The organism is Belliella marina (genome assembly GCF_042682445.1).
Lineage (GTDB): Bacteria > Bacteroidota > Bacteroidia > Cytophagales > Cyclobacteriaceae > Belliella > Belliella marina.
Genome location: NZ_JBHUHR010000022.1, coordinates 100,504 through 127,318, shown reverse-complemented (window position 1 = coordinate 127,318; position 26,815 = coordinate 100,504). Strand labels below are relative to the sequence as shown.

Annotated in this window: 19 protein-coding genes; 11 read left to right on the top strand and 8 right to left on the bottom strand. The window is 40.1% G+C overall.

Going from position 1 to position 26,815, the window contains the following annotated elements; genetic code table 11:
• Positions 1-787: 787 nt before the first annotated feature.
• Complete coding sequence (locus ACFSKL_RS07995) at positions 788-2,743, bottom strand: sialate O-acetylesterase (RefSeq protein WP_376885137.1); 1,956 nt, start codon at positions 2,741-2,743, stop codon at positions 788-790.
• Between the two features lie 392 nt (positions 2,744-3,135).
• On the opposite strand from ACFSKL_RS07995, the gene ACFSKL_RS07990 reads away from it, so the two are divergent.
• From ACFSKL_RS07990 to ACFSKL_RS07975, 4 genes are all read left to right on the top strand, one after another.
• Positions 3,136-3,333 carry a hypothetical protein gene (locus tag ACFSKL_RS07990; protein ID WP_376885136.1) on the top strand — a complete coding sequence of 66 codons (198 nt, stop codon included), beginning with the start codon at positions 3,136-3,138 and terminating at the stop codon, positions 3,331-3,333.
• Between the two features lie 48 nt (positions 3,334-3,381).
• On the top strand, positions 3,382-6,492 hold the full coding sequence (locus tag ACFSKL_RS07985; protein WP_376885134.1) for a PKD domain-containing protein: 3,111 nt from the start codon (positions 3,382-3,384) through the stop codon (positions 6,490-6,492).
• A gap of 181 nt (positions 6,493-6,673) precedes the next feature.
• Complete coding sequence (locus tag ACFSKL_RS07980) at positions 6,674-7,222, top strand: DUF2975 domain-containing protein (RefSeq protein ID WP_376885132.1); 549 nt, start codon at positions 6,674-6,676, stop codon at positions 7,220-7,222.
• Positions 7,223-7,225: 3 nt separating this feature from the next.
• Positions 7,226-7,429 carry a helix-turn-helix domain-containing protein gene (locus tag ACFSKL_RS07975; protein ID WP_376885130.1) on the top strand — a complete coding sequence of 68 codons (204 nt, stop codon included), beginning with the start codon at positions 7,226-7,228 and terminating at the stop codon, positions 7,427-7,429.
• A gap of 199 nt (positions 7,430-7,628) precedes the next feature.
• On the opposite strand, the gene ACFSKL_RS07970 is transcribed toward ACFSKL_RS07975, so the two are convergent.
• Positions 7,629-8,681, bottom strand: a complete 1,053-nt coding sequence (locus ACFSKL_RS07970) for a M42 family metallopeptidase (RefSeq protein ID WP_376885128.1) — start codon at positions 8,679-8,681, stop codon at positions 7,629-7,631.
• Positions 8,682-8,888: 207 nt separating this feature from the next.
• Between ACFSKL_RS07970 and ACFSKL_RS07965 the strand changes: the two genes are divergently transcribed.
• The 3 genes from ACFSKL_RS07965 (at position 8,889) to ACFSKL_RS07955 (ending at position 11,656) form a co-directional block, all read left to right on the top strand.
• The gene (locus ACFSKL_RS07965) at positions 8,889-9,635 is read left to right on the top strand and encodes a sulfite exporter TauE/SafE family protein (RefSeq protein WP_376885127.1); all 747 of its coding nucleotides are present in this window, start codon (positions 8,889-8,891) and stop codon (positions 9,633-9,635) included.
• A gap of 165 nt (positions 9,636-9,800) precedes the next feature.
• Positions 9,801-11,297: an ATP-grasp domain-containing protein gene (locus ACFSKL_RS07960; RefSeq protein WP_376885125.1), complete on the top strand. Its 1,497-nt coding sequence runs from the start codon at positions 9,801-9,803 to the stop codon at positions 11,295-11,297.
• A gap of 2 nt (positions 11,298-11,299) precedes the next feature.
• On the top strand, positions 11,300-11,656 hold the full coding sequence (locus ACFSKL_RS07955) for a response regulator (protein WP_376885123.1): 357 nt from the start codon (positions 11,300-11,302) through the stop codon (positions 11,654-11,656).
• A 253-nt stretch (positions 11,657-11,909) separates the two neighbouring features.
• Here the strand turns inward: ACFSKL_RS07955 and ACFSKL_RS07950 are convergent, their stop codons facing one another.
• Positions 11,910-13,793, bottom strand: coding sequence for an amidophosphoribosyltransferase (locus tag ACFSKL_RS07950; RefSeq protein ID WP_376885121.1), 1,884 nt, complete (start codon positions 13,791-13,793; stop codon positions 11,910-11,912).
• A 272-nt stretch (positions 13,794-14,065) separates the two neighbouring features.
• Between ACFSKL_RS07950 and ACFSKL_RS07945 the strand changes: the two genes are divergently transcribed.
• The 3 genes from ACFSKL_RS07945 (at position 14,066) to ACFSKL_RS07935 (ending at position 16,041) form a co-directional block, all read left to right on the top strand.
• Positions 14,066-14,224 carry a hypothetical protein gene (locus tag ACFSKL_RS07945; protein ID WP_376885119.1) on the top strand — a complete coding sequence of 53 codons (159 nt, stop codon included), beginning with the start codon at positions 14,066-14,068 and terminating at the stop codon, positions 14,222-14,224.
• Between the two features lie 45 nt (positions 14,225-14,269).
• On the top strand, positions 14,270-14,605 hold the full coding sequence (locus ACFSKL_RS07940; RefSeq protein ID WP_376885118.1) for a hypothetical protein: 336 nt from the start codon (positions 14,270-14,272) through the stop codon (positions 14,603-14,605).
• A 95-nt stretch (positions 14,606-14,700) separates the two neighbouring features.
• A complete protein-coding gene (locus tag ACFSKL_RS07935) occupies positions 14,701-16,041 on the top strand; it encodes a sigma-54-dependent transcriptional regulator (RefSeq protein ID WP_376885116.1) in 1,341 nt (446 codons plus the stop codon).
• Position 16,042: 1 nt separating this feature from the next.
• On the opposite strand, the gene ACFSKL_RS07930 is transcribed toward ACFSKL_RS07935, so the two are convergent.
• The 5 genes from ACFSKL_RS07930 to tsaD all read right to left on the bottom strand — a co-directional run bounded on the left by ACFSKL_RS07930 (position 16,043) and on the right by tsaD (position 21,936).
• Complete coding sequence (locus ACFSKL_RS07930; protein WP_376885114.1) at positions 16,043-18,532, bottom strand: ATP-binding protein; 2,490 nt, start codon at positions 18,530-18,532, stop codon at positions 16,043-16,045.
• Positions 18,533-18,586: 54 nt separating this feature from the next.
• A complete protein-coding gene (locus tag ACFSKL_RS07925) occupies positions 18,587-19,093 on the bottom strand; it encodes an HNH endonuclease (RefSeq protein WP_376885112.1) in 507 nt (168 codons plus the stop codon).
• Between the two features lie 53 nt (positions 19,094-19,146).
• On the bottom strand, positions 19,147-19,611 hold the full coding sequence (gene smpB, locus ACFSKL_RS07920) for an SsrA-binding protein SmpB (protein WP_376885110.1): 465 nt from the start codon (positions 19,609-19,611) through the stop codon (positions 19,147-19,149).
• A 141-nt stretch (positions 19,612-19,752) separates the two neighbouring features.
• Positions 19,753-20,841 (bottom strand): PDDEXK nuclease domain-containing protein, encoded by a 1,089-nt coding sequence (locus tag ACFSKL_RS07915; RefSeq protein ID WP_376885108.1) that lies wholly within the window; start codon positions 20,839-20,841, stop codon positions 19,753-19,755.
• A gap of 90 nt (positions 20,842-20,931) precedes the next feature.
• A complete protein-coding gene (tsaD, locus tag ACFSKL_RS07910; RefSeq protein ID WP_376885105.1) occupies positions 20,932-21,936 on the bottom strand; it encodes a tRNA (adenosine(37)-N6)-threonylcarbamoyltransferase complex transferase subunit TsaD in 1,005 nt (334 codons plus the stop codon).
• 60 nt (positions 21,937-21,996) lie between these two features.
• Here tsaD and ACFSKL_RS07905 point away from each other — a divergent pair, with 60 nt between their 5' ends.
• A complete protein-coding gene (locus tag ACFSKL_RS07905; RefSeq protein WP_376885400.1) occupies positions 21,997-26,529 on the top strand; it encodes a translocation/assembly module TamB domain-containing protein in 4,533 nt (1,510 codons plus the stop codon).
• Positions 26,530-26,815: the final 286 nt, after the last annotated feature.

The window sequence follows — 26,815 nt, the reverse complement described above, 5'->3', positions numbered from 1 at the left end:
CTATGAATACACAAAAACACCAAACTAAACTCCTCGCATAAAGACTATGCATCCCCCAAAGTGAAGCATTAAAAAAGTAAAAAAACTTTGCGCTCCTTAGCGACCTCTGCGGCAACAACTTTACCGAAGATTTCTTTTACCGCTAAGAACGCAATGGTACGCAAAGAAAAATCAAAAAAACAGACAAACATTTGCGGACTTTCTGAAGCCTTAATGGGCTTGGTGGTGAAAAAACTTAACCACAAGGAACACTATGGATACACAAAGGACACAAAAACACCAAACTAAATCATTCGCTTAAAGGCAAGGAATCCCCCAGTGTGAAACATTAAAAAAGTAAAAAAAACTTTGCGCTCCTTTGCGACCCTTGCGGCAACAACTTTACCGAAGATTTCTTTTACCGCTAAGAACGCAATGGTACGCAAAGAAAAATCAAAAAAACAGACAAACATTTGCGGACTTTCTGAAGCCTTAATGGGCTTGGTGGTGAAAAAACTTAACCACAAGGAACACTATGGATACACAAAGGACACAAAAACACCAAACTAAATCATTCGCTTAAAGGCAAGGAATCCCCCAGTGTGAAACATTAAAAAAGTAAAAAAAACTTTGCGCTCCTTTGCGACCCTTGCGGCAACAACTTTACCGAAGATTTCTTTTAAGGACACAAAAACATCAAACTAAACTCATCGCATAAAGACCAGGAATCCCCCAAAGTGAAACATTAAAAGTAAAAAAATCTTTGCGCTCCTTAGCGACCCTTGCTGCAAAACAAAAAACAGTGGCTTTAAGGCATTAGATCAACTTCAAAAGGTGATGCTGGAAGTCCAACAGAATTGACCAAATTGGCCCACTGGGGATTATTTGCCCATGCATATCTCAATTTTTTGGGTTTTTCAGAAGCAGGAAACCTGATAATGACTTTATGCTTTTTAATGGCTGCATCTGTCCAATAATACTTCCCATCCTCTCCAGCCAAAGCAAAACCTTTCAATTCTTCACCGTTAGAAATATTCAATCCACTGCCTGTTTCGGAAAAAGTAAGAATCAATTTATGCTTTCTTAATCTGGCGTCCTCAAACAATGGTCCCGAAAACGGGCCGGATTTCTCTCCATACACCAACTTCTGGGCTTGTAGTGCCAACCTATCCCCCACGCTTTTTTTGTCCAATGGATGGATATCATTTGCTTCACCAACATCTATGGTAATTGCCATTCCCGTATGGGGAATGGCTAAAGTCTTTCTTTGTACCTCTCTCATTTCTGCCCATCCACTTTCCTGTGGCTGATCTGTCACTTCCATAAAGTTCGGAAGCTGCACAAACAAAAACGGGAGTTCCGGCCGCTGCCATTCTTCTCTCCATCCTGCTATCAAAGAGGCTAGCTGTTTTTCATAGTTTTTTGCCTGTCCGGCATTGGACTCACCTTGATACCATAGCAAACCCTTGATCGAAAGTCGGTGAAGTGGTGCGATCATCGCATTGTATAAACCCATCGGCTTGAACCTAACGGCAGTTTGGCTGGGCGCTTGGGGCATCTTAGCTCCAATTTGATATTGCCAAGATTTACTCAGGTCAATGGTTTGATCCCCAATCTCCAGTTGGTAGGGTTTTTCTGTAATGAAACCTCCCCTACCACTTTCATTGACTATTTTCACGACGATGATATTCTTGCCTTTCTTTAATACACCCTTAGGTATATTGTATCTCCTTGGTGGATATCTATAGCCTGTACTTCCCACAAGTACACCATTGATGTAGGCTTCATCACTATCCACCAACGTCCCCAGCAGTAATTTTTGCCCGGAAGATCCAGTAGGATCAAAATCCAACTCAATTTCTTTCCTAAACCAAAAAACACCATTGATTGGCTTTCTATCATCAGTAGGCCAAAAACCCACCTCTTCCATGATTTGCCAATCTTTTGGGTTAAAATCAGTAGAATACCATGGAAGATCTGGGTTCAAAAGCCCTTGGTCTTTGGATTTCAATTCACTTCTCCAGGCATTTATTCTCTCCCGATCAGTCCTTTCAATATTCTCAATCACCCCGGGAGTCTGAAAATGCAATGCTTCTTCATAATCCCTGGGGAATGCTTTCAAATCTTCTTCCCGTAACCAGGACTGTATTGGAGATCCGCCGACACTGGCATTGATCATCCCTATGGGGACATCATATTTCTGGTTGATATTCTTCGCAAAAAAATAGGCGACTGCAGCAAATGACCTAATATTCTCCTGATTCAACTCCAACCATTTACCTCCCTTCAAGTCTGACTTGACTTCTGTGAAGCTGTATTCATCCGGAACATCAAAATACTTGATCCTTGTATTGTACGCATCGACAAATTCTTCTGGAAACATAGGTTCTACCCTTTCCATGGTAGTCTCCATGTTTGACTGTCCAGAACAGACCCATACATCACCTATCCAAATATCCCTGATTTCCAACACTTCATTATTGCCAGTGATTTGCATCTGAAATGGCCCACCGGCTTTCATGGGCGGCAAGGCAAACTCCCACTTTCCGTCGGAATCAGTTTTTCCTTTGACTATTATTCCATCAAACTCAACTTGGATTTCTTCCCCAATATCTGCCCAACCCCATATATTGACGGGAACACCCCTCTGGAGAACCATCCCATCACTGATCAAAAATGGCAGCCGGATCTCTGCAAATGATGCAGACACAAAAACTATATTCAGTATAAAAACCGGAAGCAGGTATTGTAGAATTCTATTCATTTTGGGTTGATTGTCAATGACACTTCACTGTTTAGACAAAATGGGATTCATTCAAACTTATGTAATATGCCCCTAAATCTGGGGAAAACAAATCAAATATGCAATCGATTTCATTAGAAAATAAAAAAAAGTGTGCCTTTTAGAATAATTTTAATTAAATTTTAGAATCAATATTTGTCGAATGGTCTATCAAATGACCATTTCACTAAAATTAATATTGCTTAAATTATTGTAAACATTGATAATTAAGCATTGTATATTATAAAGAGTCCAATTTAAATATATTGACATTTTCAATTTGGAATTAATTGATTATTATTGAAATCGATTTCATTAATCTCCAAATCTGTTTTAAAAACGAGTGAAAGCGAAAAACCCAAAACAAGCCTATTATGTTTAGCCTATTAAAAGTTAATTTATTTGAACTAAATTTAGTCAATCAATCCTCCTACCAAACACCCTCTTCCGAAAGCCAGGGCAATACCTTGGGAAAAATCCCCATTGGCGATGATTGTGAATTTTTCATTTATGGCTCACCTGAGATCTTAAATACGATTACCACCACAGGAACTCACATACAAATCAATTAAATCAAAACTCATCTATAGGCTTCAAAACACTTAAAACAACTAAATAAATTGAAAAATATTTGTTTATTAATATCAATATTTCTTTTAACCATAGTCGAGTCCTATGCCCAATTCCCTACGATTGGAAAGGAGTTTTGGGTTGGGTATATGGCTAATAATGGGAGCCCAGGATCCATGGATGTGGGTTCTGTACAAATCACAGCCTATGAACCCACTACTGGCGAAATCATTTATAACGGAGTGATTGTTCCTTTCGAACTGGAGCTAGGCGAGAATTTCACCTATGTATTTGACGAATTTGATGCATTACATAGAAATAGTGAAATGATTCAAAGTAAGAGTATCTACATACATGCTTCGGGGAAGATCAGTGTTCATGCATTCAACGAAAGAACTGTAAATTACAGAAGCACTGACGGTACGATTATATTACCTTCCACAAGTCTAGGCAAGGATTATTATATTACCTCACATTTCGAAATCGTGTCTGGTTCCGAGACTACAGATGGGCAAAATATGAACAATGAAAGCGCAATGCTGATCATTGCCGTCGAAGACAATACAAAAATCGAAATCCAGTATGCTAGAGGTACCGATGGACAACCATTCCCTGCCCCATTTACCATCGAACTCAATGCAGGCGAAACCTATCAGGTGTTGAAAAACAATGACCTCACAGGGACCAGAGTGAGAGTCATTGGAGATACGGCTTCAGAATGTAACAATATTGCAGTGTTTGGCGGTAACAAATGGACTGCCGTAGGCAATTGTGGAGAACAAAATGATCATTTATTTCAACAAATATATCCCACAAGCACTTGGGGAACAGCCTACACACACATTTCTCTATCTCAAAGAAACTCGGGTGAATTATTGAAAATAGTGGCTTCCCAGCCCAATACACAAGTGGAAGTGAATGGGGATATATACAATATTAATCAAGCAGCCAGCTATGTTTCATTATTGATTGGACCTAACCAAACCGCCTCAATCAACAGCAATAACCCCATATCTGTAACTGTTTTTTCTAGAAGCCAATCGTGTAACAGCACTGGTCCCACACCAAATATTGGTGATCCATTTATGACTACTTACCAAGCAAATGATCAATTGCTTTTCGAGTCTTACTTTAGACCATTCACAAATAGAAGTAATATCCCCTACCACCACCTAAACTTGATCACCAAAACAGCTTCGGCAGGTCTAACCATCCTGAATGGAGAGAATATTGGAGGAAAATTCGATCCCGTTCCTTTTAATCCAGAGTATTCCTACGCAAGAATTGATTTGGAAGAAACCAACTATCACCTTACCAACCCGGAAGGGTTTATTGGATACGTTTATGGCCTTGGAAATTTAGATTCATATGGCTTTGCTCTAGGTGCAAATTTTGACAATTTGGATTTTGAAATTGATAGTGAATATGATTTTGAAGTAATTGGAGATAAGGTTGCTTGCTTAAATGTAGAGGGCACATGGACTATAGAAGCTTCAGATGATGCTTTTACTTATTTTCTGTGGGATTTTGGAGATGGTTCTCAAGTGAAAGAAGGTCAATCTGTCACTCATACTTTTGATGCACCGGGGGTATACGATGTGATCGTCACAGCCTCGATTAGCCCTTCAAGCTGCGACGACCAAGAAAACATTTATTTTGAACTGACGGTAGACTCCTTGCTAGGCAATATTATTGGCCCAGCAATTTCCTGCCCAGATATAGAATATTTAACCTATGTTTTTGATTCTTATCAAAATTTTGAAAGAGTAGAATGGCTCGTATCAGGTGGAAGAATCAGTGACATTGAAGATCATACCGTTACTGTGAACTGGGGAGAAACAAATGATGAAGCATGGATCAAAGCAATACCATTTTCTCCGCTGGGGTGTCCTGGTGACACGATAGAGTATAGTGTCAGGATTTTGGAAAAATTAGAACCCCAACCTCCTATAGGATATGAAGCAATCTGTTTTGAAGAATCAGTATTATATGAATATACAGTGGCCGAAGTAGTGTCAGGTAGAAGTTATAAATGGTATATCAATGGGGGTGAAATAGTATCTCAAGACGATCTATCCACTGTTGAAGTAAGTTGGTCTACTCCAGGTATTGTAGGAGAAATTTGGTATCAAGAATACAGTGATTCCAACCAATCTTGTGAGGGGACCTCAAACCCTTTAATTGTCGACATCTGGGAACCTTTAGTATCCGAAAACATTTCCATAGCTGATCAATTTTGTAATGGTGAAAATCAAGGTGAAATAGAAATTTCAGTATCTGGAGGCATACCACCTTACAACTATAGATGGCACGAAATCCCTGGCCTCAATAGTAATCGAGCTTCAAACTTAGCCCCAGGTCTCTATTCCGTTACTATATCGGATCAAAATGGCTGTCAAATATTTTTGAACGATCTTAAAATCAACGCAAGTCCAATCATGGTGGTCTCGCCAATATCCACAATTCAAACGAGTTGTCATGACAGCAATGATGGTGTACACATATTAGAAATCCATGATGGGGTTGGTCCATTTAGGCTAGCTATTGAAGATGCCAAATTTGAAAATAATCAGTGGATCATTCAGAATCTAAGTTCTGGAAACCATGAAATATTGATATATGACAACAACGAATGCGCTACTCTCTATAGCTTTTTTGTCGAGTCTCCAGATCCATTGATTGTGAATTTTGAGATTGACAAATTTACTTGTCCAGACGAATCTACTGGACAAATATCAGGAATAGCTACTGGAGGGACCCCACCTTATGAATATACTTGGGAAGGTAATAATACTATAAGTCAGACCTTGTCTAATATACCTATTGGCAATTACACGCTAATAGTCAGAGACGCTAATGGGTGTGAAACAAGCTCTGCAATATCCATGTCTGAAGCTGATCCTGCTGTAAGACTCCCAACTGGTTTAAGACCAAAATCCGAACTCTTTGATCCAATATCAGACTGTCCACTTACTTTCAAAATGTATATCTATAATAGATGGGGGGAATTAATATACTCAGGAAGCGACGGATGGGATGGAACATATAATGGTAAGAGTATCATTGATGGAACTTATCCATATAAAGTTGAGTATGTCTATATTAAAGATGGTATACAAATGTCCAATATAGTAAGTGGATCTGTAACCCTCATTCAATAAAAGTTCAAAAGCATTTTTTCTATGTTCTTTATATAAAACTAAACCAACTTTTATTCAACTACCACAATTAGAAAATAAAGCAAAGACCATAGAGTTTTTGATTTCCTTCTCAAATTTCATTTTATTTATTGTTTTTCAATAAATTTTTATTGAATATTGCATAAACAAAAATTCAACAACTATGGAATGGAAGAAAAAATGGGAGACACAACCCGGACTGATGTTGATCACTATTGTGATCTGGTCTGTATTTATCGGTCTATGTATCAAAACAGGAGCTGTACTGTTCAACTTCATTTACAGCCTATTCAACCCTTTGGTGGCACAGAACCTCTATGAAGGCTTGGATCTATCAACATTGCTGGAACAAAACTTCTGGCATTACATCAGTGTACTTTCACTCATCTTGGTCATCACGGGACTTAAGGCATTCATTTTCTACCTGATGATCAGGATATTCCTAAAAATCAACCTGATGCACCCATTCAGCAAAGAAATATCCAAATTGATTTCGCAGATTGGCCAGGTTGCAATCCAAATCGCATTGCTCCTTATCATCACCAATGGATATTTCAAATGGCTTCTGAAAAGAGGTTTTGAGCTGTCAGAATTATGGAGCAATACCGGAGGTGCATTTGAATACCTTCTAATGGGAATCATCGTCTATGCTATCAGCCGGGTATTCAATAGAGGTTTGGAGATCCAATCTGAGAACGAACTAACCATCTGAACCATGCCAATAATCGTAAACTTGGATGTAATGATGGCCAAAAGAAAAATGTCATTGAATGAGCTTTCCGAAAAAGTGGATATAACACTCTCAAATCTTTCCATTCTCAAGACAGGAAAAGCAAAAGCCATCCGTTTCAACACCCTGGAGGCTATCTGTAAAGCCTTGGATTGTCAACCCGGAGATATCCTTGAGTTTGCGGAATAACCCCAAACCCAACCCTGCACAATTGGGGATAATCGCATAAATAAAACCAGGGAAATCGCTTTTAACAAATTCAAAGTGAGGAACCCTTCGAGGGTTGTCCTACTTAGGTGGATTGGTCGGTGGGGACACCGACCAAGGTGATGAGGTTTAAACCCTCGAAGATTACGTGTTAAAAAGCGATTTCCCCATTTACTACAACTCAATGCTTCCAATCATATTGATCCAGGTTTTCCAGACAGGCATTCAGAAGCAATATACTATTGACTATATCTTCTTTGTGTGCCATTTCTATCACCTGGTGCAAATGTCTTGTTGGAATGGAGATAGCCCCGGCGATAGCTCCCTGTTTCCCCATCCTTTGGACTCCCGCAGTATCTGTACCACCAGCTGTTAGAATCTCAGGTTGCCACTTGATTTGGTTTTGGTCAGCAGTCTTTTTCATAAAATCCACCATTCTGTAATCACAGATCGTCATCGCATCCATGATTTTGATGGCAGTACCTTTTCCCAATTCGGTGACTTTTTCATGTGCTTGCGCACCTGGCACATCGAATGCGATGGTAGTATCCAGAGCGATCCCAAAATCGGGATTGATACTATGCGCAGCTACATTTGCACCTCTCAGGCCTACTTCCTCCTGAACAGTAAAGGTTGCATAAAGATCATACGCTGGATCTTTGATGGTTTTCAAAGTCTCTATCAATATATAGACAGCTACCCTGTTGTCTATGGATTTACAGTTGACACAATCCCCCATTTCGATCAATTCACGATCTCTGGTAATGGCATCTCCCACTGAAATGAATTTCTCCACTTCCTCTTTTTTCATTCCCAGATCTATAAAAAAATCAGTGGTTTTGGGAAGCTTCGTCCTTTCCTCTGGAGACATGACATGGATGGGTTTGGACCCCATTACCCCTACCAAATCCTTTTTCCCGTGGATAATTACACGCTGTGCGGTCAATGTCTTCGGATCAAATCCCCCAAGGGTATGAAATCTTACGAAGCCATTGTCATCAATATGGGTTACGATAAATCCAATCTCATCCATATGGGCAGCAACCATCACCTTTTTTGCATCTGGATTTTTTTTAGATTTTTTAACAACTATCACATTCCCCAAATTGTCCAAAATAACCTCGTCAGCCATCGGACTCACTATCTCAACCACCAAATCCCTCACTCTTTTCTCAAAACCCGGCGCACCGGCTATTTCACAGATTTGCTTCAATAAAGCTACATCTACATTCATATTTCTATATTTTTAAAATTTTCATTTGACTCCACAATATGGGAAAATTCTCCACACCTCAACTTCCTTCCATGCCACAAATGACTTCAGTCCCCTTCAGGATTTGGTACGGAATTTTCTTTGGTAGCCTCGATTCACAAAATGTTTGGGGATTTTCATCATTAGATACCCAAACCCAACTGTAAAAAGACAACAAAAGATTTATTTATGCAATTGATTCTAGTGATAATTGGCGCATTCGTCATATTTATATTGAGTACCCTCACAGGTGGTGGTGCAAGTTTGTTATTGATGCCTTTGGTGGCAATCGTGGTAGGTGTGAAAGCAGTGGCACCAGTGATGGCAATTAGTATAGGCATGAGTAGCACATCTAAGGTAGCACTCTTTTGGAAACACATAGACTGGACACTATTTGCTTGGTTATTCCCATCTACCATTGTAGGTTCTATCCTAGGGGCCAGTCTTTTTGCAAGCATGTCCAGTGACTACCTGCAGATATTGATTGGGCTTCTACTGGTTTCCACCATTTTCCAATTCAAACAAAAAAAGAAAAGCTCCTTCAAAATCAAAGCTTGGCATTTTGCACCTATGGGACTTGTGGTCGCATTTCTTTCTGGACTTATCGGAGGTGTTGGGCCATTGATGAATTCTGCTTACCTCAACTACGGGATCAGCAAAGAATCCCTTCTTGGGACAAGGTCTGCCAATGCAATCTTACTTCATGCCACCAAAATCATCAGTTATGCATACTATGGCTATGTTACCGGAGAAGTCATGAAGTTTGGAATCATCATCGGTGTGACTTCGATGGTTGCAGTATATTTTGGCAAGTTGATTCTTGCAAAGATATCCGATAATTTCTTCAGGCAGATAGTAGTAGCTAGCATGGTTCTCAGTGGGGTCTTGATGCTTTGGAAAAACTGGGGGATAGTCGAAAACCTTATCAGAGTATAACCCCTGTTTTTGACGAAAGACAGCCCCTCCAAATATCCTAAGAATGGTATTTCTGGAAGCTGCTGTCTACCATTCGACAAAGAACAATCAAAATATTTAAAATTAAGCTGCATACAACTTAGTAGCTGAGTATACCATAACAGAAATTCATTTAAATCAACTTATATGAAATCTAGCCTGCCTACCGCAGGTGTGAGATTCCATAACCTGTCCCGACCAATCGGGGTGATCATTAAAGAAAAAAAATATAAACATATGAAATTATCCATTTCGAAGAACGTACATTTGGTAGAGCCTGGTGATTTTGAGCCTACCGACCATTGGTATCCAAGGGTTTTGAATTCAAACATCCATCCATTGGTATCCTACTTTCTGAACCTCACGCATGAGCAGATGGTAGAGCGGTACCATAGACTGAATCCACAAAGTGATCCCGAGACCATCAAAAACATCATGGCTTATCAGCCAAAATACTTCAGATGGGCCGGAACTGACCTGATGCATGTCACGAACCATGAGGGGAATCGACGCTTGACAGTCATCGAAACAAACAGCTGCCCGTCTGGACAGAAGTCCATGCCCCTACTGGATCTGAATGTGGAGCAAGGTGGGTATAAACGCCTGATCGAACAGACATTCAAACCAATGGTTGATGCGCACGGTGAAAAAGGTGCACTTGCCGTGATTTATGACAAAAACCCAATGGAAAACATTGGATACGCTGCTACTGTGGCTGATGTTTTTGGTGAGGATGTTTTTCTTGCAAAATTTGACAAGGACGATCAAGATCCACCCGTCAAGTTTACTGATGGGAAAATGCATGTCAAAAACGAAAAGGAAGAATGGGTGGAAATAAGGGCGGCTTTCAGATACGTCACCCAAGAACCATGGACAAGAATCCCCAAAAACCCAAAAACACTTCTCCTCAACCCCATCGAAGCCTGTTTGGCCGGGGGCAGGAACAAAGAAGTAGCGAGTGCTGCCTACGATAGGTTCAATGAGGAATTTAGGGATAAGGGCATTGGAATATTTACACCTGACACTTACAGAAAAGTGAAATACTCAGAGCTTGACAAATATTTCGAGATTTTGGGTGGAAGCATGGTGATCAAAGTACCGGATTCGAATGCTGGCCAAGGTGTATATACAGTAGTGAACAAAAAGGAACTGGAACATGCCAAATCTGAAATCGATCCAAAGGACGACTATTTAGTACAGCAATTGATCCACAGCAATTATAGCAAGGGGCTTGACCCCAACAAGTCATGGTATCACGTGGGTACCATTCCTGACAGCAAAGGCAGAAGTTTTGCATTTGACCTACGCCTGATGATGCACGCCACTTCAGAAGGCATGAGGCCTTTGGCTGTATACTCAAGAAAATCAAGGTTCCCTCTGAACCAAGAGCTTCCAGAGGACATGAATTCCTGGGAAGTCTATGGCACCAACCTCTCCATAAAAGGGGAAGATGGCTGGTCTTACGCCGATGAAAGGTTGATGCTGTTTGATGTCAGAAATTTCGGTCAGCTAGGTCTTGGCGTGGATGAACTTATCAAGGGTTTTGTCCAAAGTACCATGGCTGTATATGCCATTGATCAAAATGCAATTCAAACTTTTGGTCAAAGCGAATCTAAATCATATTTTACCACCTCAAACCAATAACCATGAGTAATAAAATTTTAATTGTAGAAGATGATGTGGTTTTTTGTAAACTACTCACCCGGTTTTTGTCAAAAAACAACTTTCAGGTCATGGATGCCCAAAATGGGCGTGATGCCTTGGAGTTGATGGAACTGAACCGTTTTGAATTTGCCATTCTGGATTATAGGTTACCTGATATGACAGGGATTGAGATATTGGAAAAATTGAAATCGGGAAACAAGGATTCAAAAGTAGTCTTGATCACCAGATACGGAGATCAGGATGTAGCGGCCCAAGCAATCAACAAAGGTGCCGATGCATTTGTATCCAAACCCATCAATCCAGATGAACTATTGGAGGTAATCAACGGGCTGAGGTAAGTGGGAAACTTCCTTCTACCCCAATCTGGTACCACAAAAAAGTAGCGGGCTTTCACCCGCTACTTTTTTGATTCCAAATACTATAATTGGCTATAGCCTATACCAAAGGTCCCTTCCAAAATCAGTCAAATACTGCACCTTATGAAACCTTGGTACACTTGATGGTATAAATCTTAACCACAAGAAACACCAAGCTAAAATCTTCTCCTCAAGACGTAAAGACGAGTCTCCCCAGCTTGCTACATTAATGAAATCAATAAGCCCTCACTGTTTTTCCTTCTATGAAGTTCACAAATGCGCGGTTTACTACCCGCATCCCTCCCGGTGTGGGAAAGTCTCCGGTGAAGTACCAATCACCCAGATGCTCTGGGCATGATTTGTGCAAATTCTCAACAGTTTGGTATATCACTTTCACTTCTGCCTTGATATTGTCCGAAGTGATGATTTCGGCAATTTTATCGGAGATTTCCTGATCTGTGAATGGTTCGTAAAGCCCTTTTGCATAGTTCACATCCATCACATTGCCAGACTTGGCATTGTTGTAGATTTCATCTACCAATCCGGACATCCCTCTTTCCTGCAACAGCTCCATAGTCGCCCTGAATGCGATGAATTCTTTCATTTTCGACATGTCGATGCCGTAGCAATCAGGAAACCTGATCTGCGGTGCCGAAGATACTATGACAATTCTTTTGGGGTTCAATTTGTCCAAAGTCGTCAGGATACTCTTCTCAAGGGTAGTTCCCCTGACGATACTGTCATCAATGACAACCAAAGTATCAATTCCGGATCTCACTACCTCGTAAGTCGTATCATAGACATTGGCGACCATGGCATCCCTATCTGAATCATTGGTGATAAATGTCCTGAGTTTGACATCTTTGCTCACCAACTTCTCTACCCTTGGCCTGAAGTGCAGCAATTCTTCCAAATCCTCCAAATGGGGCTTCCCTTCCAACAACACTTCCTTTCTCTTTGCACTCAAATAATCCTCCAATCCTTCAATCATACCCAAAAAAGCCGTCTCTGCCGTATTTGGAATATAGGAAAACACGGTATTCTTTAGATCAAAGTCGATTGCTTTGAGGATTTGCGGAATCAGTGCTTTCCCAAGCTGCTTTCTTTCCCTATAAATCCCTGGATCAGTACCCCTTGAGAAATAGATCCTTTCGAAGGAGCAGGATTTCTTCTCTCTGGCTGGCATGATTTCATATTCGCCAAAACTTCCGTCTTTGTTGATTACCAATGCACAGCCAGGCTGGATCTCTTTGATTTCCTTGTAATCAATATCGAAAGCTGATTTGATAGCCGGTTTTTCGGAAGCTACTACTACGATTTCGTCATCGGCATAATAATAGGCTGGCCTTATACCCGAAGGATCTCTCACTACAAAACTGGAACCGTTGCCGATAAGACCCGCCATGGCATAGCCCCCATCAAAATCTCTGCAAGACCTTCTCAATATCCTGGCTACGTCCAACTCATCCTCAATCACCGCAGTGATTTGTTCATTGGTATATTTCTGCTTGTATTTATCAAAAATCCTCTGGTTCTCCTCATCCAAAAAATGGCCGATTTTTTCCATGACAGTAACTGTATCTGTCTTTTCCTTCGGATGCTGACCCAATTCCACCAAACGGCTAAACAATTCCTCTACATTGGTCATGTTGAAATTTCCCGCCATGACCAAGTTCCTACTTCTCCAGTTGTTTTGTTTCAAAAACGGATGGCAGGTCTCTATACTGTTTTCACCATGGGTTCCATATCTCAAGTGGCCCAGCCAAACTTCACCGGTGAAAGCCACGTTTTCCTTTAGCCAATCGGCATCATACAAAACTTGCTCCCCACCCAATTTTTTTGCTTTCTTGAGTTTCTTTTGAATTTTATCAAAGATAAAATTGACAGCCTGTGGCTCTATTGACCTGTACCTGCTGATGTATCTTGTCCCCGGCTTTGTATCAATCTTAATATTCGCAATGCCTGCACCATCCTGACCTCTATTGATCTGCTTTTGCATCAGAATATAAAGCTTGTTGGTAACATAAGAAGGAGACCCGTACTTATCGATATAATACTGGAGGGGTTTTCGAAGCCTGATCAAGGCTATCCCACATTCATGTTTGATCTGATCACTCATTGGGTTGGGCGAAAGTTATATTTGAGCTGGCAAAGTTAGCTCTTTTTTAGAAGAATAAAGAAGGTATTTCACCTTGGTTTCAAATTGTGGTGTTTTTTTGAAAAATCATTGGCTGATTGCCCATATCAATATATTATCAAATATTCCCAATATGTGAAAAAAAGTAAACACAAAGTGGGGAATTTCTCTACAGTCATGAAAGAATATATGCTATTTCAAGCGAATACAAGCCATTTATTGTTTTGGCATTGTCTTTTCATATATGTTATCAAATGAAAAAGATAATTACAATATCAGCTTTGTTTGTCCAGTTTCTAATCATCACCGTGGCATGTTATAACAGCTACCAAAAAAAGAAATTCGACAATATTGGATTTTCGGCGGAAACTTTCTATTCCAACGAACTCGAAAGCAGATTTTATTATCCTTGATCATTTGTTCAATAAACTATTTATTTAACTAAAACCAATAAAACCATGAAAACTCAATTTATCATTCCAGCTCTTTTGTTTTTGGGAATGGCTTCAGCCCCAGTATTTGCAACATCAACTGTATCTGAGACAGAAGCGGTTCAAATAATGATCCAAGAACAAGAAAAAGTGAAAGTAGATCCAGAAAATCTTCCTGAACTTGTGAAAGAGACCATTGCGCAAAACCCAGAAACAGCAAGTCTGACAATTTCTGAGGCTTGGCAACAAACGAGTGAAGAAGGTGCCATCTATTACAAAGTGAAATTTGACAACGCCGGTGAGGAATTGGTCAAAAAATATGACGCTGATGGTAAGGAAATTAGAGAAACCACCAAAAAATAATTTATTTTAATCTAAATAAATTTACTTTTAAGGTATTGGAATTTTTCCAATACCTTATTTTTTTGTTAGCTTGTGTGGGAATTCAGCGCTTTTAAATGAAAAATATTTTACTCGTCGAAGACGACTTGACATATTCTAGGATAATACAAAACTTTCTGGAGAAGAATAATTTCAAAGTCTTTTCCTGTACCAAACTTATTGATGTAGATTATATCATCAAAAACAATGACATCCATTTGGTCATTACGGATTTTCGGCTTCCTGACGGCACTGGACTCCAGGTCCTCAAGCAGGTGAAGGTTTTGAACAATGGGGTTGAAGTTATTTTGATCACCAATTATTCCGATATCAGGATTGCGGTCAAAGCCATGAAAATGGGGGCGTTTGAATACATCACCAAACCAATCAATCCCGATGAATTGCTTCACACCGTGCAGGAAGCATTGCATGCAGATAAAGTAAAGCTTTCAAAAGACCCCGTTTCCAAACCAATTGCCCCAGATGAGTATATTATAGGAAAAAGCGCTGCCTCCAAAAAATTGGAAGAGCACATCAATATCGTAGCGCCGACGGAATTAAGTGTGATTGTGCTTGGCGAAACAGGCACAGGTAAAGAGTTTATCTCCAAGAGAATCCACGAAAAATCAAACAGAAGCAATTCTCCATTCATTGCCATAGATTGTGGCGCCCTGTCAAAAGAATTGGCTGGAAGTGAACTTTTTGGCCATGTAAAAGGGGCCTTCACGGGTGCAATGGACAATAGGACTGGGCATTTTGAATCCGCCAAGGGCGGTACGATATTCCTGGACGAAATAGGCAACTTGGAATATGATATCCAAATAAAGCTCTTGCGTGCCATCCAGGAAAGGAAAATCAGGAAAATCGGCGGCACCCAAGAAATCGGTATTGATGTGAGGATCATCGCTGCCACCAATGAAGAGCTCATAGACCAAGCCGGAGATGGTACATTTAGGGAAGACCTGTACCATAGGCTGAATGAATTTTCACTGACAGCCTTGCCTTTAAGGGAAAGAAGAGAGGATCTGATGTTTTTTGCCAACCAATTCCTTTCAGGTAGCAATTTGAGATTAAATAAAAACATCCAGTCATTCTCTCCGGAAGTAGAGGAGGTTTTTCTACAATATCCATGGCCTGGCAACTTAAGGGAACTGAAAAACATCATCAGAAGGGCGGTTCTGCTGACCCAAAAAGATACGATAGAACTAGACGTGATCCCCAATGAACTGATAGCTCCGGCGAAAACCGAAATAAAGGAAGATGTAGAGGAGCTGAAAGTGGATTTGGCCTCCCAAGAGAAACAGTTGATAGAAAAGGCACTCTTGGAAAACAAATTCAACAAATCCAAAACTGCCAAGACCTTGGGAATTGACCGAAAAACCCTTTACAACAAAATGGGCAAATATGGTTTGGATTGATCTATTTGGATAGCTCGGTATAATCCGAGAGCTGTTCCAAAACCTGTTGGATTTTGGGAATGAGTTGATTGACTTGATCCATTACCCCTTCGAGTCTTCCTTCCTTTATGGATACTTCGATTTCTTTTGCCAACCCTGAAGGCTGGGCTTTTATCTGACCCAATCTACTGGAAAGCTGATGTGTTATTTCCCTTATCTGACCATAATCCATCTGGCCACAGGCACTTGTCAGGTTTTGGATATCTTTTTCCGTTTGTCCTATATAATCCGAAATGATTTCTAACAGCAACTCCTCATCCCCCATACAAAACCTCTTCAAATCACTCAAATCAATGGGGTCATGGGCTTTAATTTGATTTTTGGATTTTATGTTATTGGAAACACCTCTTTGCAAGCCCATAATTTCACCAATAAGATTGATGATTTTGTCCTCATCAAATGGCTTCAACAAAATCGCATCAAAACCTGATTGGATAAGTTTTTCCTGTTCGTTCGCAAATACATTTGCCGTCATTGCCAAAATTTTGGAGTCGGTATTTTGATGCTCATTTTTGATCAAGTCCAACACCTGCACACCACTGACCTCTGGCATCTGTATATCAATAAAAGCAAGGTCAAATGGCAATGATTCATAGGTATCCCTAAAATCTACCCCCCCACTATAATCCAATACCTCCGCACCATTGCTTTCCAGGATCAGTTTGATCAACTTCAGTCCGATTTTATCATCATCTACGACGAGGATTTTCAAGCCATCCAGGGAAAATGTATGCGATTCTTCTTCCAATACTTCAACATTGGAGACCTCTTCCACTTCAACAGGTATACTAACTTCAATCCTAGTCCCTTTCTGGACTTCGCTTTCCAATTTTATATCCCCAGATTGAAGATCCACCAGTTTTTTCACAATGGAAAGTCCCAATCCAGTCCCACCAAACCTTCTGGTGATGGACGAATCGGCTTGGTTAAATTCATTGAAGACATTCTTCAGCTGCTCCTCCCCCATACCTATCCCAGTGTCTTGCACCACGATCTTGAGTATATTATCCTGACAGCTCAAGCCTACCTTGATCTCTCCCTCAGAAGTAAATTTGATGGCATTGGAAATCAAATTGTTCAAAATTTGGTTGATCCTGAGCTCATCACCGACAAGCATTTTTTCTCTTGGGAGGTCAATGGTCCAGTTGAAGCCGAGTTTTTTCTCCTCAGCTTTGAAGCTGAAAAAACTTTTGACCGCCAAAAACAGCTTATTGGCATCAAAAGGTTGTTTTTCAATTTCTATCTTGCCTGCCTCCAATTTTGAGAAGTCCAATATATCATTGACCACCCCCATCAAGGTTTTGGATGCAAAACCAATCATCTTCACAAAATCCTGTTGATCTGCATTCATGGGGGATTTTTCCAACTCCTTTTGAAAACCCTGAATCGCATGAAGTGGATTTCTGATCTCATGGCTCATATTTGCCAAAAAATCCTGTTTGGCCTTGGCCAGATTATCGGAATATTTTTTTGCCTCTTCCAATTTTTCATTGTAGATATTGGCCTTTTTGACCTCTTTCAAAAAACTAAAAACAAATCCCAATGACCCAATGACTCCCAAAAACACCAATCCTCCCAAAACTATCGATACGGTATAGGTTAAATTATACGCTGACTCATTTTGGGATCTGGATTCTATCAACAAATTCAACTGAATGCTACTGATCAAATTCTGGATCTCAGAAAACACCTCTTCATTTTTTGCTTGCAAATTGGTCTCCAGGTTGATGAAATTTTCCCGAAGCTGCTGTTCATCTTTAAAAAGTTCAGTCATCATTTTTTTCAATGTTGTCAAGATCGAATCCGAATCGGCTTCCTTGTCCCCACCGCCCACAGCCCTATCTTGGTTAAATGCCTCCATCTCTTCTACAAGCGATGAAAATTCATCACTTTTATCAAGTTCCACATTTACCCTATTTGAAAGCCTTATACTATCCAAATTCCCAAACAGGTCTCTCGGCTTGAGTTTGTCCAAAAAATCCATTTTGGAAGATTCCTGTTGTCTTTGGAGTTTGATTTCTATGCTTTTGAGTGCCTCTTGGCTAAAGCTCCGGTTGGTCAATCTGTACCTGACCTCCTCCAATCCTGCATAGGAGATCAGCAGTTCCTGAATATTGATGTTGATTTTTTGGAAACTTTCTACCTCGGACTCGTTGTCTGCCGACTCATTCAACCAATTCAATCGCTTTACCAACCTTTCGTAAGCTTCATTGAAAGTAGAGTCCTTATCAGAAGTCCGGTTGGCTTTGGACATCTCCAATAGGTAAACATCCGCCATCAAACCATTGAGTTGCCTCAACTTTTCGTTTGGCTCGGAAAGGCTTTCCACCGTTTCCAATAGATTCTTGATACTAATGTAAGTGACTACACTTACACTAAAAACCAAAAGTATAGCCAATACAAAGCCCAAGACGACTTTTGAACTTAACTGGGATTTATCTGAATTTTTCAACAAGGCCTTAAATATTTTCAGATATCAAGTCAATAACTATTCCAAAAGGGGAAATCAGCATGCTTTTACACCCAAAAAAGGAAGCCATTCCTCCGCCTGCCTCTCTGCATATTCAGCCAAGAAAAAAGAAAGACTTGGTTTAAAAGGTTTGCTCCTCAAAACCAGTCCACTTTGCTCTGGAGTTTTGTCCCCTTTGGCCACATTACACCTGTGACAGGCAGTGATCAGGTTGGTCCAGTTGGTTTTCCCTCCTTTGGATCTTGGGACCACATGGTCGATAGTGAGGTTTTTTCTGGAGCCACAATATTGGCATTCACCTCCATCACGCTTAAAAAGGTTGTTTCTATTCAGCAAAACGCCTCTGAAGGGAATGTTCTTATATTCATTGAGCCGGATGACAGCGGGATATTTATAGACACGGTCTACTGTCCTGATACAATGTGATTCGTAGAAACTTAAGCAACTGACCTTCTCCAAAAATGTGAGTACCATGGCTTTTTGAACTGTCACTACAGCTACGGGGGAATGATCCAAGTTCAATACCAAAACACGTTTTTCCATATTCAGTTGATTATACCAAACTGACCAAAAAACATGCTATGTGATAGAATTGTTTAGTATGCCAGTTTACTTAGTTCTCTCTTCAGGTCTTTCTCCTTGATATCATTTCGTTTGTCATGGAGTTTTTTGCCTCTACCCAAAGCTATTTCCATTTTTGCCAATCCCTTGTCGTTTATAAATATACGAACTGGAATGATGGAAAGTCCCTTCTCAGCAAATTTGGTTTCTAATTTATCAAGTTCTTTTTTGCTAAGCAAAAGTTTTCTTTCCCTGACAGCATCATGGTTGTAGCTGGCCGCCATGCTGTATGGGGCAATATGCATCTGCTTGATATACAACTCACCACTTCTGAAAAAACAATAAGCTTCAGTCAAAGAAACCTTGCCTTCCCTGATTGACTTGATCTCAGTACCCCGCAAAACCAAGCCTGCCACGAATTTCTCCACAAACTCAAATTCATGGCTTGCTTTTTTGTTTTTGATGTTGATGATTTTATCAAACTTAGGTTTTTTGTTCATTTTTGTTTTTTCTTTTTAATTCTCTAGGTTTCATGACAACTGAATTTGAACAATTCCACTGGCAATCTCAAGGTCCCCTATCCTGATTTAAGTTATATCCTTTCCACGTTATAAATTGAATCTGGATTCAAAAGTTTTTTCTTACCCTTCTAATTTATTCAATTCTTGCTCTAATTCTTCGACACTAGGCAAACTGCTTTTCAAATTCTCCGGAAGATTCTCAACCAATTCCAATTCACTGACTCCCATCGGTTTATTAATATCCCTTAGTGCAAATTCAGCTTCAATATTATCTTTGTCTTTGCACAGCAAAATCCCAATTGTAGGGTTGTCTGACTCGTCTTTTATCAAACTGTCCACTGCTGAAAGATAAAAATTCAACTTTCCTGCAAACTCAGGAATAAACCTAGTGTTTTTCAATTCAATAACCACATAACATTTTAATTTAGTATGATAAAAAAGTAAATCAATATAATAATCATTATCAGACATTTGTATATGATATTGATTTCCAACAAAAGCAAATCCCTTACCTAACTCAAGCAAAAATTTACTGATGTGTTGCACCAATTGTTTTTCTATATCTCTTTCTCTATACCTAATATCCAAACTCAAAAAATCAAAAATATATGGATCTTTTAGAGTTTGGTTCGCTAAATCTGACAATGGTTCAGGCAAAGTCTGTTCGAAATTATTTATTGATTTACCCCGTCTTTTGTATAGGTTCGATTTGATTTGAAGGTCTAGGATATCTCTACTCCAATTGTTTTCAATAGTTTGTTGGATATAAAATAGAGCCTCTTCAATATTTTTTGATTTAGTGAAAATGTAAATATTGTGTCCCCAAGGAATTTGTGACACATAATATTTAACTAAATTTATTTGATCATTTTCTATATTTGGGATTCTTTCAAGTTCATGCCTCTTCAAATTTGCAACAACCTGTTGCAAATTTGAAGAGGCATACCATTGATAAAATTGCCTGCAAAAAGCCAAGTTTCTTGCAGATAACCCTTTCATGTTGGGAAACTCACCTTGTAGGTCCTTGGAAAGTTGAGGTATAAATCCTGTCCCATAAGCTGTTTGTTTTTCACAAATCATTTCACCTAGCTCCCAATAAAACATTATCATTGTACTGTTTACCGTTACAGCCGCTTTAATTTGTGCAGATCGAATTCTACTTTTGAGCTCCACCAACCAATCTTTGTATTCTTTATTAAAAAAAACCATACTTAATTCATTTTAATTTCCAAAATAAAGAAGAAATTGAGTTTGCAAATAACTTTTAAAAAAAATCCATTATCAATTTTCACTTTATAATCAAATTTTCATCCTTGCTTCCGGACTGACATCCAATCCACAAAAATCACCCTTCTGATACTTGTAATGTGCTGCCATGGCTATCATCGCTGCATTATCGGTACAGTATTCGAATTTTGGAATATACACTTTCCATCCCAATTGGCTGGACAGATTTTCCAACTCATCCCTCAACCCGGAATTTGCAGATACCCCACCAGCTATTGCGATTTCTTTGATCTTGTACTGCTTTGCAGCTTTTTTGAGCTTTTGCATGAGGGTTTTGATCAAAGTATACTGGACTGATGCACAAATATCAGCCAGATTATCCTCCACAAATTGTGGATTATCCTTCAAATGATCCCTCAGGAAATATAACACGGCCGTCTTGATACCACTGAATGAGAAGGTAAGATCAGGCATATCCGAAATAGGAAACTGGTAGGCTTTTGGATTCCCTTCTTTGGCATATTTATCCAAAAACGGTCCTCCGGGATAAGGCAATCCCAGCAATTTTGCAGTCTTGTCAAAAGCTTCCCCTACTGCATCATCCATCGTCTCGCCAATCACTTCCATATCAAGATGATCTCTTACCAAAACCAACTGCGTGTGTCCACCACTGACAGTCAAACAGATAAAGGGAAAACTGGGCTTTGGCTCATCGATAAAATGGGCCAATATATGCGCTTCCATATGATTGATCGCAATCAGGGGTATGTCCAAGGCATAAGCAAAGGACTTCGCAAACGAAACCCCTACCATCAAAGAGCCCATCAAGCCAGGCCCTCTTGTGAAGGCTACAGCTGTCAGCGCATTTTTATCAATTCCAGAAGAAACAATGGCTTCATGGACCACAGGGATCAAATGCTGCTGATGTGCCCTGGAGGCCAATTCTGGAACAACTCCACCATATTTTTCGTGAACCGATTGCGTAGCGACAATATTATTAAGTATTTTGCCATTTGATATTATAGATGCCGATGTTTCATCACATGATGATTCTATGGCCAGAATATTTACATTCATTGTACAACCCCTTTGGAAAAGAAGTCGAAAGTTACGGAAAAAATACTGAAAGCCTTAAAAATGCTCCTCAGGACAGTACTTTTCCTAATTTTGGGACTGTTACTTTTTGTGCTTGCATTGCAGGTACCTGCCATCCAAACCCGGGTGACACGGATTCTCACAAGTTACATTACCGAAAATACAGGCTTCAACACCTCTATCGATAAAGTCAAAATCAGATGGTGGGATGCTGTCAGTCTGAAAGATGTCACCATATATGACCAATATGACAGCTTAATGGTCAATCTGGAAGAAGTATACATAGATTTCTCCCTAAAAGGCTTAATGGATAGAGAAAATCCAAGTTTGGACCAGATCAAGTTATTCAATGGAAACGTCCGCATCATAGGACATGAAGGGGCAGAAGACTTGAATATCACTGAATTCTTCAACCAAATCAACGGAATGCTGCCGCAAGCCAAAGCGGACAAAAAAGATGTGAAATTCAGTATTGGCAATATCTTCTTGGAAGAAACTTCGCTGGACATCATCAATTATGCTGCAATCCCCGTCACAGGAGGATTTGATTACAACAAACTCAGGTTTAGGGACCTACTCGCTGATGCCGATGATTTCTACACGTTCCAAGGAGAGATTGGCTTCCAGACCAACTTCCTCAGGGGAATAGAGATTACTTCAGGGATTGTCATCCAGCAATTGAAGACTAAATTCACCTATGCCCCTACTTTTATGGAGTTTGATGAATTGTACTTGAAGTCAAACCAAACTGAGATCAAGGATTACCTCAAGTTCAGTTTTGAGTCTGTCAAAGCTTTGTCGAATTTCAATGAAGAAGTACAGCTTCTTGCAAGATTGAGTGAATCTACATTGGACATCAAGGATCTGAAGTATTTCTCCGACCAAATCCCCAACTTCGAAGACCGGATCACACTGAGTGGCGACATAGTAGGCCATGTCAATGATTTGGCTTCAGAACAATTGCTTATAAGGTTTGGCCAAAGGAGTGCCTTGTTTGGTAAATTTGACATTCAGGGCTTACCTGATATCAGCAACACTTTTTTCGAAATGTCTTTGCAAAACTCCATTTTGAACAGTACAGATCTGTCTCCCTATATCAGTCAGGAAGCAAGACAAGAAGTGGATAAATTCCGTGATATAAGGTTTGACACAGACTTTTCGGGTTACCTCAACCACTTTACTGCCAACGGTAATTTCAGGACAGGAATAGGCCAAATAATCGGAAGGTTAAACTACAGACTCGACAACAGACGACCTACCTATAATGGCCGGGTGGAGTTACGTGATTTAGACTTGGGAATCCTCCTGGAAGACAAAGAGAATTTTCAAAAAGTAAGTTTGACAGGCCAGATTAGAGGGACTGGATTGACTTTGGAAAGTGCGCTTTTGCAAGTGGATGCGAACATCAAAAAACTGGGGATCAACAATTATAACTATAGCAATATAATAAGCAATGCGACTTTTGGAAAAGACCTCTTCAGTGGGAAACTGAAAGTAAACGACAAGTATCTAAAAGCGAATTTTGATGGGATTCTAGACTTGAGAGACAACAAAGATTCCATCAGGCTCAATGCACAGGTAGACACAGCATTCCTCAAAGAACTGAATATCCTGGACAGGGACATATTCGTCAGCGGCAAAGTAGACCTGGACACCAAAGGGATCACGCTGGATGATGTAGAGGGAATAGCAAGGTTTAGTGATATCAACTTGAGCTATGAAGGCAGAAATATGTTTGTTGACAATTTCTTCTTCCAATCACTCTTTACAGACGAATCTCGGTTGGTCTCACTGAATTCCGATTACTTGGTAGCCGGTATCTCCGGCGATTTTAAGGTGAAGGAATTGATCCAGGATGTGGAGATGCTCAGCAAGCAATATTGGGCTATACTGACCAATTCACCAGAACCCAAACAAGCAAATAGCGGAGCCGGTGTCGAGCCATATAGTATTGACATCAACCTGAATTTTATTGACATCAATCCCTTGATCAACCTTGTCGAGCCAAAAGCCTCCATTTCCAAAAACACCATCATAGAAGGTGCCTTTTACCAAACACCCACCAATACCATATTCAACTTTTTTTCCAGTGTTGATTCCATCTATTATGATGGAAATTTCTTCTTCGATACCAACTTGGACTTCAATACCTCCAAACTCGCGAATAGCCAAGAGGTATTGGCTTCCTTCTATATCCTTTCCAAACAGCAGGTATTGACAAACGGACTGACTTTCAACAACCTTGGGATTGAAGCTATTTGGGATGAATCAAAAATTGATTTGACCTACAACCAAGAGCAATTGAGTTCCCAGAGCTATTTTAACCTAAGTTTAGAAATACAGATTTTCCCGGACCACACCTCAGTTGTATTAGAGCCGTCGGAGTTGAAGATTTTGGATAAAATCTGGAGATTTGAGGAGGACAACCAAATCACAATATCAAATAATCTGATAGAATTTGACAATATCAAATTGCTCAATGAAAACCAGTTCATCTCCCTCAATGGGAACATTTCTCCTGATCCTGAACAAATATTGGCACTCCAAATCAAAGATGTCAACCTGGATTTTTTCAATACCCTAAGTATCAAGGAATTTGAGGGGACCGCCAATGGATTATTTGCACTGAATGATATTTATGGTGTATTGGGTGTCAATGGGAACATCAATATCAGCGATTTTGAAATCAATAATTTTCTTGTTGGCAATATTGATGCCTCGACCTATTTGTCCGATGATAAAATCAACTTGGAGCTAAACAACTTACGGGAGGGAAAAAAAGTGATCGGGCTCAATGGATTCCTCAACAACAAAAATGAAGAACTCTCCCTCAGAGCTGAATTGCGGGAAGCAAACCTGTCAGTTCTGGAGCCATTCCTTTCGGATTACCTCACGCAAATGGGAGGAACTATCAGCGGGGACTTGAGCATTCAGGGAAGCCTTTCAGCACCAAATGTCATTGGAAATGGAAGGGTCAATGGAGGTACTTTGAAAATCAATTACCTCAACACTTTCTATACCGTAGATGGAAATTTAGTATTTGGGTCCAATGAAATCAGCTTTAGGGAACTCACCCTCAAAGATGTCAATGGAAATACCGCAAGGATGCGGGGAGGTGTTTCCCACGACAACTTCAATGATTTCATCCTTGATATTTCTTCAAATCTGGAAAATTTCCAAGTCCTGAACACTACTGCCAGAGACAATGAATTGTTTTATGGAAATGCCTATGTTACCGGCACATTGAACATCTTTGGGGCAGCCAACAACCTTGACATCAATGCGCGGGCAACTTCACAGCCCAACACCAGGATATTTATCCCTTTTGGTTCCAACAATGTGCAGGCACAGGAAGACTTTATCAACATCATCAATGTCAGAGATACCACCAGGGTAAAATCTACAGATGAATCTGTTGAAAAGTTGGCCATCAACAATGTCAGGATGAACTTTGTCTTGGATGTCACTCCAGATGCCTATACGGAAATCCAAATCGACCCAAGGACAGGGGAGAACATCCAAGGAAGGGGACGAGGTGTATTGACTTTGAATATTGATACCCAAGGCAACTTCTCCATGTCGGGGAATTATGAAATAACCGAGGCGAAGTACAACTTTTCCCTATACAACATCATCAGACGTGAGTTTGTCGTACAGCCGGGAGGAAGAATCTCTTGGTTTGGAGATCCCTATGAGGGCGTGATGGACCTGAGGGCGACCTATCAAGAGAGTGTTTCCCTCCAGAACCTCCAGACAGGAACCACCAACGGGACGGATCTCGATGACCCACAGCTCAGAAGAAGGTGGCCACTGAAAGTGATCATGGACTTGAAAGGCAATATTTTGAGTCCGGATATAGCATTTGATTTTGACTTCACAGAATTCCCGGAGGGAAATATCCAAACTTACATTTCGGCATTCAAGAATCGGATTGCTAACGATGAACAAGAGAAAAACCGACAGGTATTCTCTGTCATTATGATGCGGTCATTTTCACCAGAAGGGCAATTCAGTGGAGTAAGCAACATCGCCAGTTCCAACCTCAGCCAATTGCTTTCTTCGCAGCTGAACAGTTTCATTTCCCAAGTCGACCAAAATCTTGAAGTTGACATAGATTTGGCTACTTTGGATCAAAGCGCACTGGAGACTTTTCAGTTGCGGGTAGCCTATACTTTCTTGGATGGTAGGCTCCGAGTAACAAGAGATGGCGGATTTACGGATTTGCAGGGACATGCCGACATCAACAGCATCGCCGGAGATTGGCAAGCCGAATACTTGCTTACACAAGATGGCAGGTACAGACTGCGGATTTATAACCGAAACAATTTCAATACCTTCACCTCACTTTCCCTGTCCCGAAACGTCGCAACCTACGGGATATCCGTTTCCCAAAATCTAGCTTTCAATACATTTACAGAACTTTTCCAAAGAATCACCAAAAAGAAAAATGAAAAATTGAGGATAAACGACACAGATGATTTCTTGCGGTATCAATTTGAAAATGAACAAAACTGGAAAAATATACCATTGGAAAATCTGGAAGAAAAAATAAAAGAGAAAGAGGGTCAACAATAATCCAAATCATAAGGCCAGACTAACCTACTATCGGTTAAAAACCGAGGGGTTTTGTTTCGGCTAAAGCCGAAAAAGATTCATCCAACATTAGAGACTATAGCTGGATTTTGCTTAACCATTGTGTGCTTCGTGTTGAAAAAAATCAACCACAAGGAACACAAAGGACACAAAAGCATTAAACTTAAACCTCCGCCTAAAAGACAGGGATTTTCTCCCAGAGATATTTATAAAGATTTATCACTAACCCTAGTTTTTCCATTAATTGAAAACATTTTTGCAGCCCAGC